The 14,952-nt window shown below is 62.5% G+C and carries 7 protein-coding genes; 2 read left to right on the forward strand and 5 right to left on the reverse strand.

Going from position 1 to position 14,952, the window contains the following annotated elements; all coding sequences use genetic code 11:
* Positions 1–355 precede the first annotated feature (355 nt).
* Positions 356–6,073: a manganese-oxidizing multicopper oxidase MnxG gene (mnxG, locus tag ACSSU5_RS26285; RefSeq protein WP_492561370.1), complete on the reverse strand. Its 5,718-nt coding sequence runs from the start codon at positions 6,071–6,073 to the stop codon at positions 356–358.
* Between the two features lie 781 nt (positions 6,074–6,854).
* On the opposite strand from mnxG, the gene ACSSU5_RS26290 reads away from it, so the two are divergent.
* Positions 6,855–8,246: a hypothetical protein gene (locus ACSSU5_RS26290; RefSeq protein ID WP_492560275.1), complete on the forward strand. Its 1,392-nt coding sequence runs from the start codon at positions 6,855–6,857 to the stop codon at positions 8,244–8,246.
* Positions 8,247–8,281: 35 nt separating this feature from the next.
* A complete protein-coding gene (locus tag ACSSU5_RS26295; protein WP_492560276.1) occupies positions 8,282–10,573 on the forward strand; it encodes an Ig-like domain-containing protein in 2,292 nt (763 codons plus the stop codon).
* Positions 10,574–10,615: 42 nt separating this feature from the next.
* Here the strand turns inward: ACSSU5_RS26295 and ACSSU5_RS26300 are convergent, their stop codons facing one another.
* The 4 genes from ACSSU5_RS26300 to ACSSU5_RS26315 all read right to left on the reverse strand — a co-directional run bounded on the left by ACSSU5_RS26300 (position 10,616) and on the right by ACSSU5_RS26315 (position 14,939).
* Positions 10,616–11,170, reverse strand: coding sequence for a helix-turn-helix domain-containing protein (locus ACSSU5_RS26300; protein WP_264312900.1), 555 nt, complete (start codon positions 11,168–11,170; stop codon positions 10,616–10,618).
* A 140-nt stretch (positions 11,171–11,310) separates the two neighbouring features.
* Positions 11,311–12,669 (reverse strand): aspartate aminotransferase family protein, encoded by a 1,359-nt coding sequence (locus tag ACSSU5_RS26305; protein ID WP_492560277.1) that lies wholly within the window; start codon positions 12,667–12,669, stop codon positions 11,311–11,313.
* A 71-nt stretch (positions 12,670–12,740) separates the two neighbouring features.
* Positions 12,741–13,514: a gamma-glutamyl-gamma-aminobutyrate hydrolase family protein gene (locus ACSSU5_RS26310; protein WP_264312898.1), complete on the reverse strand. Its 774-nt coding sequence runs from the start codon at positions 13,512–13,514 to the stop codon at positions 12,741–12,743.
* A 78-nt stretch (positions 13,515–13,592) separates the two neighbouring features.
* Entirely contained in the window at positions 13,593–14,939 is a 1,347-nt protein-coding gene (locus ACSSU5_RS26315) for a glutamine synthetase family protein (RefSeq protein ID WP_264312897.1), read from the reverse strand.
* Positions 14,940–14,952 lie beyond the last annotated feature (13 nt).

Consider the following 14,952-nt stretch of genomic DNA (forward strand, 5'->3'; position numbering starts at 1 on the left):
AGCAAACTAGCCCAAGGGATGAAGCACGACAGGCATTGCCGTTACTTGGCAGTCTTCAGAAATGCACCCCCTTGGGCCGCTGGGCTGAGACTTGAAATCGATGTCGATTCTGTCCGGCTCAGCAATGCAGGAGCCTATTAGCCGTTTGCAGCAGCCCGCCAACAGACCAAGGCTTGGGAACGAAAGCCGCGTGGGTTGGCAACACGTCCGACGCGAGCAAGCAATTCCCAGATGTAATGAGCACTGCAATGGATGGCCATCGCGACCAGATGATTTTCGCCAACGCCACGCCGTCCATGCTACCTGCCCCCGCTCCCACAAAACTTTTCGTACAGAGCGTAATAAACAGCATCTGTCATTGCGCGGTGGTTGACGCAGGCTCGTCACTGACCCGCAACAGCCCCCACATGCCGCCCAGATTGCCGAAGGCCGCATAGTCCCGGTACAGGTAATCGCCAGGTACCGCGTTGGCACCACCGGCACTGGGGAACATGAAGCTGAAATGCGCTGCTGGCAGTACGCTTTCCTGGGCGCCGATGTACATGGCCATGGGGTTGTAGCCGAATCGAACCGAACCGATACCCGCGTCTTTCATCGGGTAGCCCCAGAGGTCCACCCTTTCAGCCTGAAACGGGTTGAACGCCCAGACATGCCCGTCGAGCTGGAAGGTCGCTCCACGGCTCCCTCCCGAAGGCATCAGCACATGGGTGCGGAACGGCTGCCCCGGCTTGACGCGCAGTATCGGCGTTACCGGGTCGCCACCGACCAGGGCATTGCTGTAGGCCATGTGGGCGTTCGTGACTGCGCCCAGGCCATTGCCACCCGCCTGGCCGAACGGCGCGTTAGGCGCTCGGGCGAATCGGTACCACAGGGGCTCGCTCTTGTAGTTGATGGCCATGTCCGAGTTGTCTTTCGGGTCGTTGGGAATGCCCGGCCCTTCGGACGACATGTTCTCCACCGGCAAGCCGTTGGCCCAACGCATGTTCAGGGACTTCTGCCAGACCATGATGAAGTCGCGATACAGGCTCGCGCCCGGCGCCTGCACCGTAGCCGACGCCCTGGAAGCGGCATCCTCCTGCCAGGTGGCACCCGCCGGCATCACCGACATGGCCGCCACCAGGCCTTTTTGCGGTTGCTTGATCGGGTCGGCCGGCATCAGGTTGAGGCCACCGAACTCGATGGGGGTCGCCTCGATCACGTCGACGTTGCGCCCCAATTGAGACGCCACCGGCTGACCGGCGCGCTCCAGGTGCCCGGCGTAGTACTGATAGGTCCGGCTTGGCCAAGCCCCCGTATTGCCTACCCGTGGTGCCACCGTCTGGACCGGGTTGCTGCCGACGTTGAAACCATCCGACTTGCTCACGTCGTAGGTCAGCAACTGGGCGTGCAGGCCAATGTGGCTGGAGGGGCGCATCAGGTTGTTGTTGAAGGTGGTCGAGCCTTGCGCAGCGGAACGGTCACGCTTGACCGTGCCTTGCATCACCGCGTAGTTCGGCAGGTCCGGCATCATCAAGGGCAGGCGATTCTCCAGGGTGATGTTGATGCAATCGCCGGCGGCGGCGCGCAGTACCAGCGGCTCGACGGGCACCCCGGGTTTGAGCTTGCCGGTGACCGGGTCCAGATCAGCCTTGCGCACATACAAGATGGCAGTCGGGTCGTGCAATGGGCCGGACTGCCCGCCAATGGTGAATGTCTCGCCATCTTCAGGGTCGAAGATCGTCACCTGCGGCACAGTTACCGGCCTCGGGTTGTACACCAGGGTGCCGCCCTGCGAGTTCAGCGGGCCGCCGACATGCTGGCCGGCACCTGCCGGATCGCCAAGGGTCAGACCCAACGGGTTGGCGAGGATATCGTTGGCCAGCGCTGCAACGACCTCATAGTTACGCTGCACCGTCGTCCGGTTGCCGACCCCACTTGGATTAGGGCTGACACGCGGGCATACGCCATTGAAATTGACCGTGTTGCGCGCGGCCACCGGCCTGGGGTTGTTGGGTAGCGGGAACAGGTCACTGCGACTCAACGAGTAGTTGCGCATGACGCCCCACAGGCCACTCCAGTAGCCCTCCAGGGAGGCATCCATGGAATACAGGTAATCGCCGGTATCGCTGGCGGCACTGGACATCATCGCGACAGGGGCCATGAAGCCCAGTTGCTCGGAAATCGCCACCATTTGCGATGCCTTCCAGCCGGTGTTGGAGCTGTTGCCGAAGCCGCTGCCCGAGTGCAGCCATTTCACCCCGTGCAACGTCAGGTTGTGCTCCTCTTCGTGGCCGCCGGCATTGACCCGCAGGCGCACGTTGTCGCCGGTATAGGTGCGTAACGTCGGCGTGAACGGATCGCCCGGCAAGTCCCCCCGGTTGATGTGTTTGGGCAATAGCGTGACCCCGCCGGTGGGGCCGGTAGCGGCGGTGATCGCGCTAGGGGCCAGGTTGAGTGCAGGGATCGCCCGGTCGGTGCGGTTTTGCAGGGCATAGGCCAGGTCACCGGCCAAACCATCGGCCTGCATGCCACGCTTGCCGTCTGGCGCGACCTTGTTGGGGTCGTAGATGCGCAAGCCCAGGGGTTCATGGCGGTAGTTGACGACGAATATGCCCGGGTCCGATGCCGAGATCGCTTGCGGGCACGGCCGCGACGGACACGTCAGCAACTGGCCGCTGGCAACTTCCACGACAGACTCCAGCAGGTTGCCGGCGGTCTTGCGCGCTGGCGGGTTGATGGCGTAGCGGAAGCTGTCTGCGGTGGCCGGGTAGGCTTGCGCATCGGGAATACCATCGGGGCCCGCGCCGACGTAGACACCGGCCTCATAGGCGTGCTGGAAGTCGCTGAACTCGAGGAAGAACTCGCGGTAACTGTCGTTCTTGTTGTCACCGTTAAGATCACCGGTCTCGATCACGGCTTGCCATGAAGTTGGCCCGCCGTCCTGGCGCCCGCTGCCGTTATACAAGGCTTCGCCGGTTTCGGCGTGGTACCACTTGGAACCGGCAGGCTCGGCAAGCACGGTGGCGTACATGCCCACTTGCTGATGGGTCGAAGGGCCAAGGTGGTCATGGGTAAAGATATTGCCCAGGCCGCGATCGATGTTGTGCACGTTCAGCACAGGGTCGGCGAACCAGCGTTGCATCGTGGTGCGCGCACCCAGCCAGTCGGCGCGATTGAATCGCCCGAAGTAAGGGTGCTGTTTGGCCACGGGACAGTCCCCGGTACCTTCGCGTGGGTCGTCGTCCCGGCAAGCGTTGAACCGGCGAATGGCGTGGATGCGCTCGACCACGGTAGACGGCGAGAGCACGCCATCCTCGTAGTTCCATCCATTGGCCGAGCCATCGGCGGCAGTCAGGTCCCACTTGGGCAAGTGGATGTGCTGGCCTATGACGTCGGTGGGCGTACGCACCTGGTAATCGTCGAGTTCGTAGACGGAAGGCACCAGGTTGGTGTGCTGGTACATGGTGCAGTCGAAGGTGTTCATGCGCATCACCAACGGCTCAGGTGGGCGCTGCTTGTTGATCACCGGCCATGCATCCTCCCACAGGGTGAGGATGCGGGTTTGCGGGAAGTGATAACCGACCTTGTTGAACACCGCGTCGAACTGGATATTGGCGCCTTTGTAAATGCGCGGATGATCGGCGCTGAACGGCGAGGCACCGCTGAACGTCTGGGCGTCGAGACGCTCACCACTGTTGAAATTGCCGGCTCCGGCACTGCGGGTCAGGCGTTTTTGCCGGTCGTCCATGCACGGCTCGAAAAACGGCGCACCCGCCACGGGAGGGCCGCCGTTGGTGAGGAAGTCGCGCGGCAGCAGTTGGCCACTGGGCAGCACGGCGAAGCTGGCATGTGATGGCGTGGCGTGGAAGGCCATGGCCGACTGTTCGACCTCGGTGCCCTCCTCGGGGAAATACACCGGCTTGGCGCGCTCCAGGCCCTTGCTCATGTCCAGCAGGCTGGTGGTCACCTGCGCCTCGCCGCCCGCCGCCCAGCCATCCAGGCCATGCCGTGGCAGGCCGCCATCCCAACCACCGGCCTGGGCCGGATCCAGCGCCGCCCACAGCGCCTTGCCGCTGCCCTTCAAGGCCGTGGCCGTTTGCGCATCGAGCATGTCCAGCGGCGGTGTCGGTGGCCGCTGGCCGACGGTGCTTTCAACGCCGCCGATCCAGAACGGGTAGCCGGGATTTTTCAGGCTGCCATCGGCGTTGCGGTTGGCTTCACTGCGATCGACCAGGGCCAGCGAACCGACGACTCGCTGCGCAGCCGGCGTTTGGCTATCGTCACCCGGCTCTTGGCCTTCGGCCAGCGTTCCACCACTCATTTTGGGAATCACCACCACCTTGCCCGGCATCGGCGGCAAGGCCTTGCCCGGCAGGGGTACGACCGCCGGAATGGGCGTGCCGGCGACGATCTCGCCATCGGGCAAGGCCCGCGCGCCCGAGGCCGGCAAGCCACTGCGCAAGGCAAACGGCTGAGTGTGGAAATTGTTGTTGCCCGCCTGGCTTACCGCCAGCCGCGTGCCCTCTTCGAACACATCATGGATGCGCCACATGGCCCACATGCCCTGGGCGAAATGCGGGTAGAAATGGCAGTGATAGATCGCATCGCCGACCACCCGATTGCGGTTGCCGGACCCACCATTGGCGATCTCGTAGGTGTAACCGGAGCCTGGGCCCACGCCCTGTGCATCCATGTAGTCGGAGTTGTCATCGTTGGGGTTGAACAACCACTGGTGACCATGCAGATGAAAAACGTGTTGCTCGTAACCCACGCTGATATTGCGAACCTTCACCGCATCGCCCAGGTAGCTGTGGGCAACGTTGGAAGGCTCGGCCGGATACAGCGCCATGCTGGCCTTGATACCGACACTGTCGGCGGGAGGTACTTGGCCAGGCGCCAGCAACTCGAGCCCTATGTTAGCCGGCACGTCCACCTGCATCGCGATATCGCCGGTGGTGTGTGCGCTGAGGAAGAATTCTTCATAGGCGCACGACAAGCAATCATGCATGGGGCCGACACCCACCCGGTTGGCGATGACCTCCGCGCCCATGCCACCGGAACCGTAGTTGACCATGAAGGCGTCGCGGGTCGGATCAAGCATCTGGCCGAACACAGGGTCGCCCCAGAACCCCGGAAACGCCTGGACAACTGCAGACTGGTCATGGAACACCGCAGCGAAATCGCGGAATGGCTCCAGGCGATTGGGCAGGCTGGGGTTACGCTTGCCCTGGCTTTCAAGGGGATAGGTTGTTGGTGGGAAGCTGCCATCGGCATTGGGCCCCATGATCACGGCGTCTGCGTTGCTGGCAATGATCTCGCTGCCGTCGACCATGCTCAGGATCGGCTTGCCGGCCTTGCCTTCCGAGATCCAGGGTTCAAGCACCGGGTAGCGAGCCTGGTAGTCGATGATGGGCTGGCCGGCCGGTGTACGACCGCGCGTGGCCAAGCGCATCTCTTCTTCGGTGACGGTGTTTTGATAAGCCTGCCCGCCTTTGGGCAGCACCACGACCTGGGCGAACAGGCCATTGCCGACGTTGCCCGAAGAGCCCTCGCTACCGAAGGTGGCGCCGTAACTGGTCGCCGCGAACGTGCCTTCGCGTTCGGCGTAGAGGGTGTAGCTACGGCTTTGCCCGGGCGCCAGCAAGGTGTTGTCGTTGCGGCCGCTGTTGGCGGAAATATCGTTGATCGATCCAAATGCCTGTAAGCCGTTGACTTGGAAACCCACATGACGGTCGGCAACTTGAGCGTCGACATGCAACTCGCCATTGGCGGCATTCTCGTGGTCAGTGCCCTGGCCATTGGGGTTGGCCTGGAAAGCCAGCAGGTTCTGCAGGTTGACCGTCAAACAATCCCCGGCAGCAACCCGCAGTACCAATGGGCGCGGACGTTTGTCCGGACGCAAGGTGACTTGACCGGGTGTGGCGCTGCCGCCTTGGGTAATCAACACCCCATTGGTGTCTACTACATCCCCGCGCAGGGCATACATCATGCCGTTGGGGTTATGCGCACCGAGCCGGTTGAACATCAACGGCTGGTCCATGGCCACGACATTGGCCACCAAGATGCGCTGGCACTGCACCGCCGCCTCGGCCATTTCGCCACCCGCGAGCCATACGCCGGCAAGCAAAGCCAACCCTTGCGGTCGCCTCAACCAGCAACGTATGCGATTGAGATCGATAGGAGTGTGTAAGTGTGCGCAGGTCATTTGGGCGGGCCTCCAAGTCAGCACAAACAGGGCTGAACTTAGCGCGCGCAAATATCGCGCCAAAATAAAAAAAGCACCAATTCAATCAGTTGCGAAGTTGCCACCCAATAGAGGGGAAAAGATACGCGCCCCTATTTACCCCAAATCCTGGAACTTGTTTCAAATTATGTATGAAAACCCGGCATGCACGCGCGCGCGACTAGTTGTCACAAAACGGTCATCAATTACAAAAAATCGTAAACGTATCGCCTACCGTATCACCGGTGAAACGGTCGCAAGCCTTGAAGAGCCGCACTCGGCGCTTGAGTACACATCCCCCACCACTGGGCGAAATCCCCCATTTGTATCCGTTTCGACAAGAATGAGCGTCTCTCTGCCCGCCTACCGGACCCGCTTTCAATCAATTAAGGCAGCGGTTCGATCTGCACAATTGCAGCATGAACCACTGGCAATCTTCAGTAGCCACTGAATCACCTGCCCCGCACTAACACGGCGTGAATCACTGCCAAAACAGGGATCTCCTCAACTATTTTCGACTCAAGTATTTTGCTGTCGATATAACTTCCAAACTGTGTTGAGCATTAAACAGGCACGATCGTTGCTGATGCCGTTCAGCCCCCTTCGACCGAGCTGCGTCACCCAGCCTGGGTCATTTCCAGAGGACTGAATCATGCACAACAGATTGACCCTACTGGCAAGTTCGCTCCTGCTTGCGTCATTGAGTGGCGGGACGGCGCAGGCAGGCCTCTACGCCGTAGACCCGGGTATCCCTGGAGAGCGCCCCTACCCGCTCGACAGCGGAAACAAGACGGGTTACGCCGCCTGGTACCAGGACACCCACGGCCGCGCCCTCGACCTGTGTCTGAGCAAGGCCGTCAGCTCGCGCACAGCCGCCACGCCCGGGGCGCCTGCCTACATGTGCGTCCTCAACCCGGCCCCTGGGGAGTTCGATGACACCCAACCCATCGTCTTCCCAACCAACTATCCAGATGAAACCTTCTGGTACGCCGCGGACGGCGCCATTACCGACGCCGCCAGTGGCATCGACCTGACCTACGTCGCGGCCATCGAAGCAGCGTTCAACGGCGAGGTCGCCGACGGCCACCAACTGAGCTTCGCCCGTATTCGGATTCGGGTGGATGTTCCCGCAGCCGGCGTCTACACCGTCACCCACCCGTATGGCGTCGACGTGTTCAATGTCACACCGGAAGCGTTCGCCGACACCGGCGGCACCCGGGCAATCAACATGACCCGGGACATCGGCATCGGCCCAGCCGGCGATTACTACGGCGCGCTGAAGGGAGACATCGGACCGTTCCTGCGCAGCGTCAATGGCCCTTATACCGAGACCAACCCGGAAACCGGCCAGCAGGAGACCTACATCGGCGACCCGAACTTGCAGGAGCAAGTGACTGGCAGCTCCTTCAATACCAACTACCTGCGTATCCAGGGTCCTGACGGCATCGATACGCGCAGCACTACATTCTCCGTTTCCGGCAAGCTCAGCGCGGTGGATCTGCCTGCGCCTGCCTTGGTCCAACGTGCGACTTACTCGAGGGGAACCACGGCCACTGGTGTGGTCGCGCATCAAGATGTCTTCACCATGGCGCCTCCGCCTCCCGGTTCGGCCAGCTTCCTGGACAGCGCGGGCACTTCCGTGACCATGACCGAAGCCAATTCGACCGGAAGCTGGTATGGCCAGTCGATAGTCAACCCGACGCTGCCGGCGATCCTGCAAGTGACTGTCGACAACCATCTGGCGATCCCTACCCTCCATGTGCCCACCACCGTGCCTGTGCAACTGACCGATCTGGTCACCATCCGCCGCGCCGAATACAGCCGCAGCACCGGTCGACTGACCATCGAGGCCTCGACCAGCGACCGTATCACCCCGCCAAAACTGACGGCCTACGCCGGGAGGAGCGGTGGGCTGATCGGTGAACTTGTCGGCGGCGCCGACAAGTCCCTGTCACCCAACGCCGGCACCGTCCCGCCGGCGACCATTCGGGTCACTTCGGCGAACGGCGGCAGCGATACAGAAGAAGTGGTCATCGTCCAGTGACCCATCCGAATTCGGATCAAGCGCCAGGAGCTAACATGAACAAATGGCCACGCTTCATATTCAACACACTGAGCCTGTCCATCGCCATGGTGGGCGGTGCCAACGCCGCGCTGCAGGGTTTCGACCCGGGGCCCTACACCCTCGCCACCGGCCGGTTCCCCATGTGGTATCAGGACTTCAACAATGTGAAGCTGGAGCTCTGCCTGTCCAAGACAGTCAGCTCCCGTGCGCCGGGCAACGCCGCTGCCCCCGGCTACATGTGCACCATTCCTGCAGAAGGCGGCTTCAATCCCGCCGAGCCCATCATCTTCCCGAATAACTGGCCAGGTGAAAGCTTCTGGTTCACCGCTGACGGCAGCGTCGGTGACAGAACCTTCGGCATCGAGCAGTACGTTGCTGCACTGGAAGCGGTGGCCGGCGAAGGCGAGATCATCGATGGGGAACAGCACAACTTCGCGCGCATCCGTATCCGCGCCGCCGTTCCCACCGCGGGGATGTACACCGTGCGCCATCCGTACGGTACCAAAGTGTACGTCGTTGCCACGCCAGGGCGGCGGGCAATCAACGATACCAGTGATATCGGCATCGCCACGCTCAACTATTCGGGGGCCTTGCAGGGAGCCCTCGGGCCGTTCCTGTACAGCGCGTCTGCCCCCAATAGCCTGACCAATGAAGCCGGCACGGAAATCACCCGCTACTTCACCGAGACCAACCCGGAAACCGGCCTGCAGGAGAAGTTCGTCGGCGACCCGAACCTCGCTGACCAGGTGCGCGGCAGCCCGGTCCTTGATGCCGAGGGCAACCCACAGAACTACCTGGAGATCTCCGGCCCTGCGGGCACACTGCGCAGCAACCTGTTCGCTATCTCCGGCAAGATTTACGACGACCGCACCCAGACGCCGGTGGAAGTGGAGCGCATCACCTACCAGCGTGACAGCAACGGCTCGCAGATCGAAGTATTTGCCGACTCGTTCCGTACCAACAGCAGTACCCAGGCAGTGACGCCGGCTGCTTCGACAGTGTGCTACCGCACCACCCTGATCCTGACCGGCACACCACCAGGACCGTGCCTGCCCAACGCGAACCTGCTGACGGACAACAACGGCTACTTCTACACCACCTTCGCCACCTCTGCGGCACCGCCATCAGTGGTGGTACTGACAGCAAGCGAATTGGGTGGCGTGAGCAAACCCACGTCGGTTTCACGCACGCCTGTCGATGTGGTGAAAGTCAGTACGGCTCAATACGACCCGGCCAATCGCCGCCTGACCATCACCGCGAGCTCCAGCGACAAGGTCCTTAATCCTGGCCTCGTCGCCCAGGGATACGGTCCTCTGCCAGCAGACGGCACGCTGGTGGTCAATGATCTGAGCCAGCCACCGGAAAGCGTTACGGTCAAGTCGGCTGCTGGCGGAGCGGACAGCGAACCGGTGACCGTTACCGGCATCGTCGAGGTTCCTTCCGGCAACGAGAAACCCCTTGCCGTGGCGGATACCGTCAGCACCAACGCAGGCGTACCGATCACCATCAACGTGTTGGCCAATGACAGCGATCCCGACAACGACACGCCGCTGACCATCGGCAGCTTCGTACCACCGGCGGCCGGCCAGGGTACGGTGGTGCTCAATGGCACCACCAGCCTGACCTACACACCACCGGCCACCAATGCCCCGCTGCAGGCGACCTTCAGCTACATCGCCAGGGACAGCAAGGGCCTCGATTCGGAGCCTGGAACGGTCACGGTCAACGTGACCCCGAACCCGGTACCGGTCGCCACTAACGACACTGCAGCCAGCCAAGGCGGAACGCTGACGTTGAATGTGTTGCTCAACGACTCTGGCAGTACGCCCTTGACCGTCATCATCCTGTCCCAGCCGGCAGCGGGCCAGGGCAGTGTCAGCACCGACGGCACAGTGGTGACCTACACCGCACCGCAGAATGTCACCAGCGCCTTTGCCACCACCTTCACCTACCAGGTCCGGGATGCGCTCGGAACGCTCTCGGCACCCGCCACCGTCACCGTGCAGGTTACACCGCAGGTGACGCAAGAAACCTTGGTAGTCACCACCGCCGTGGCACGGGCGCGCGCCAACGACCGCTTGACCTGGGACCTGTCTGGGACCTCCTCGGCGGTAGTCGGCAATACGTTGACCGTTCAAGTTACAACCTCCAACGGGCTGGTCACGTTGGGCACCGCTACAGTCCCGATCAGCGGCCGCTGGCGGCTGTCGACCACCACCACGGGCGTGGTACCGAGCGCTGCCCCAACGGTCACGATCCGCTCCTCGCTTGGAACGGTGCGCACAGTGCCGGTGGTCATTCAGTAGCAAGGCGCCCCGCTACCTTGATCAGGCAGCGGGGCGCAACCCTCAGCTGAATACCCAGAGTACGCGGGTGGGCTTGTCGGTGAGGTTGGCGTATCGAAAACTGGCGTGGGGTTGCAGCTGAAAACTGTCACTGGCGCGCAGCGTTACCGGCTCGCCGCCATCCAGCCAGACGGTCAGCTCGCCTTCGAGCACGAAGCAGCCTTGTTCCGAGCTGTCATCCAGGTACTCCTCGCCGCTGCTGGCCCCCGGTTCCAGGTGGCTATCGAGCATGGAGAACGCGCCCGTTATCGTCGGGGAGGCCAGCACATCGGTGATGCCGCCGGCCAGGTGAAGCGTGCGACGCTCGTGAGGGCGAGTGACCCAGTCGAGCTCGCGAGGCTTGTCCAGCTTGTAGAAATAAGCAGTCGAGACGCCGAGCTCTTCGCTGATAGCCGTGAGGTCGGCCACGGTTGGGCGCGACACGCCGCGCTCGACCTGTGAGAGAAAGCCCACAGAACGGCCGATGCGCTGGGCCAGCTCGCCCAAGGTCAGACCTTTGAACTTGCGCAGGTCGCGAATCAGGACGGCCAGGGCTTCGATTTCTTCGTGCACTTTCATAGTTGAATCGCGGCTATCGGACGGGGAAATTGATGCCGTGAAAAGTACAGGATTCAACTCGCAAAGCAAAATTGTTCACGCTATTGCTGCGTGGGAGTCGAGCATCTGGGGCCGCGTTGCGGCCCCAGCGACGCCCTCACTCAGCCAATAGCCGCGTACGTCAGGTCCAGGCACTTGCGGGCTTTTTCCACCAGTTCGTCGATCTCTTCAATGCTGATCACCAGCGGCGGCGCGATGATCATGGTGTCGCCCACGGCGCGCATGATCAGGCCATTGTCGAAGCAGTGCTGGCGACAGATCATGCCGACCCCTTGGCCTTCGTAACGGGCGCGGGTGGCCTTGTCCTTCACCAGCTCGATCGCGCCGAGCATGCCCAGGCCGCGCACTTCGCCAACCAGCGGGTGGTCGGCCAATTCGCGCAAGCGCTGCTGCAGATAAGGGGCGGTCTTTTTCTGCACCTGCTCGATGATCTGCTCGTCCCGCAGGATCCGCAGGTTCTCCAGGCCCACCGCGGCCGCCACCGGGTGGCCGGAATAGGTGAAGCCGTGGTTGAAGTCGCCGCCTTCGCTGAGGACGTTGGCCACTTCGTCACGCACGATCACGCCGCCCATGGGGATATAGCCGGAGGTGAGGCCCTTGGCGATGGTCATCAGGTCAGGTTTGAGGTCGTAGTAGTCGGTACCGAACCACTCACCGGTACGGCCGAAGCCGCAGATCACTTCGTCGGCGACGAAGAGAATGTCGTACTTGGCCAGGATCTCCTTGACCTTCGGCCAGTAGCTCTGCGGCGGGATGATCACGCCACCGGCGCCCTGGATCGGTTCGGCGATGAAGGCGGCGACGTTGTCCACGCCAACTTCCAGGATCTTCTTCTCCAGCTGCTCGGCCGCCCACACGCCGAAATCGGCCTCGGTCATGTCGCCGCCTTCGCCATACCAGTACGGCTGCGGGATGTGCACGATGTCCGGGATCATGCCGCCCTGCTGGTGCATGCCGCTCATGCCGCCCAGCGCAGCGCCCGCCACGGTGGAGCCGTGGTAGCCGTTGATGCGGCCAATGATGACCTTCTTGTTGTTCTGGCCCTTGATCGCCCAGTAGTGGCGGACCATGCGCAGCACGGTGTCGTTGCCTTCCGAGCCGGAGCCGGTGAAGAACACATGGTTCATGCCGTGCGGGGCCACATCGGCGATCGCCTTGGCCAGCTCCAGCGCGGGCGGGTGCGCGGTCTGGAAGAACAGGTTGTAGTACGGCAGCTGCCTCATCTGCTGGCTGGCGACGTCGGCCAGTTCATCACGGCCATAACCGACCGCCACGCACCACAGGCCCGCCATGCCATCGAGAATCTTGTTGCCTTCGCTGTCCCAGAGGTACACGCCCTTGGCCGAGGTGATGATGCGCGGGCCTTTCTCGGCCAGTTGCTTGACATCGCTGAACGGGGCCAGGTGGTGGTCGCGGCTCATCGCTTGCCAGGCAAGGGTCTGCGAATTCTGTTCACTCATTGACTTCACTCCATCAAGTTGCGCAGCCGTGCTGCGCGGGTACTTTTTTGTAGGTGGGAAACACTGGGTATTCAGGCGGACTTCAACAACCTCTGGCGCAGCACCGAGCGGTGCCGGCAAGCCTTGCCGAAGGACTGGAAAATCGTCAGGTAATGCGGGTTGTCCATGACCTGGAACTCGGGGTGCCATTGCACGGCCAGGGCAAAGCCCTTGCTGTGCTCGACCGAAATCGCTTCCACCAAGCCATCCGGTGCCAGCGCTTCCACCCTCAGCCCAGGGGCCAACACATCGAGGCCCTGGCCGTGGATGGAATTGACCTGGATGATTGCCGGCAAGCCCATGCGCTCGAGCATGCCGCCGGGTTCTATATGCAAGGCGTGACGCGGGCCATACTGCTTTTCGATGGGCTCGCCCTTGCCTTCGCGGTGGTCCATGAACATACCGGTCTCGTGGACCTTCTGGTGCAGGGTGCCACCCAGCGCCACGTTCATTTCCTGGAAACCACGGCATATACCGAGCACCGGTACACCCGCGGCGATGGCCGCACGCATCAGCGGCAACGTGGTGGCATCACGCAGAGGGTCGTGATGGGTGCCCGCTGCACTGGCCGGACCGTTGTAGTGGAACGGTTCGATGTTGGACGGTGAACCAGTGAAGATCAGCCCATCCACCACGTCGAGAATATCGGCGCTGTCCATCAGGTCGGCGAGGCTGGGAATCACGATGGGCAACCCACACGCCGCCTTGGCCGCCGCGCGTGCGTACTTCTCGCTGATGGTCTGGGTTGCATGCAGCTCAATCATGCTGGTGCATGCGGTGATGCCGATAACGGGCACACGGGGCATATCGTCCTCCGGCAAATCCATATTGCGCGTTGTATTGAAACGGTGGAAAGACAGGCGTCGCTGTTCGAACCTTGGCACCTACAAGAACCAGCGGTACTCGCGGGCATCGATGTGGCGCATGAAGTCCAGTTGCTCTTGGTATTTGTTTTCGCAATAGACCATCACGAACTCACTGCCCAGCCCCTCGTTGATCACCGGGTGGTGACGCATGGCGGCCAGGGCGCTGAGGGCATCCTTGGGGAAGTCGATGCCGCTCTGGCGGTTGTCGTTCAGTGGCGCGATGGGTTCGACGCCGCGATCCAGGCCATGCTCCATCCCGGTCAGGATGGCCGCCAGCACCAGGTACGGGTTGGCATCGGCACCCGCGAGGCGGTGTTCGATGCGCAGGTTGCGCGGGTCGGACTCAGGGATGCGAATGCACGCATCGCGATCTTCGAAGCCCCAGCTGGCCTTGCTCGCCGCGTTGACCATCGCACCGTAACGGCGGTAGGCATTGTGGTTGGGGGCGAAAATCGGCATGCAGTGGGGCAGCAGCTCCAGGCACCCGGCCACGGCGTGACGCAGCTTGCGCTGGTCGGTGCCCGCCAGGATGTTGTTGCCGGCAGCGTCGTACAGGCTGACGTGCACATGCATGCCGCTGCCCGGTGCGTCCAGGTATGGCTTGCTCATGAAGCTGGCACGGTAGCCGTGTTTCAGCGCAATACCGCGGGTGCTGCGGCAGAACAGCGCCGACCAGTCTGCCGCGCTCAGGGCATCGTCGCTGTGCGAGAAGTTGATCTCGAACTGGCCGGGGCCCAGCTCCGCCGTGATGACGTTTGCCGGCACGCCCTGCTCGTTGGCGCCATCGACCATCTCGTGGAGCACCGACGAGAAGCGCGACAGCCGCTCGATGTGCATGTTCGGCTGGTCGTCCTGGTCCTCGGTCGCGGTGTCGCGTGGGTACTGTGGCAGGCCGTTATCGAGCTTGCGGTCGAACAGGTAGAACTCCAGCTCGAAGGCCACCACCGGGCGGATGCCGCGCTTGGCCAGGCGCTGGATCACGCGGGCCAGCACTTCGCGGGGCTCGAACTCGATCGGCTTGGCGGTGCCGTCGGAGGTGATGAGCATCTGGGCGATCAGTTCTTTTTCCCAGCGCACCGGTTTCAGGGTACCCGGCACCAAGCGCCGCGCGGCATCCGGATCGCCGTCGGCGAAGCAGTAGTCGCCAATGGGGTAGAGACCGCCCTGGGTGCCCAGCAGTACGCAGTTCTGCGGCAGCTTCAGCGGCGTGCCGGAGGCGACTTTTTCCAGCATGTCGATGGGGTAGCGCTTGCCGTAGAAGTGCCCGGGGATATCCAGCGCAATCAGGTCGACATAACGTACTTCTGGGTGTTCCGCTCGGAACGAGCGCACTTCAGTCAGCAGATCCGGAAAGATGACACTCATCTTCTTGTCCTTG

It is taken from the genome of Pseudomonas sp. E1MeOHC2 (assembly GCF_058745025.1).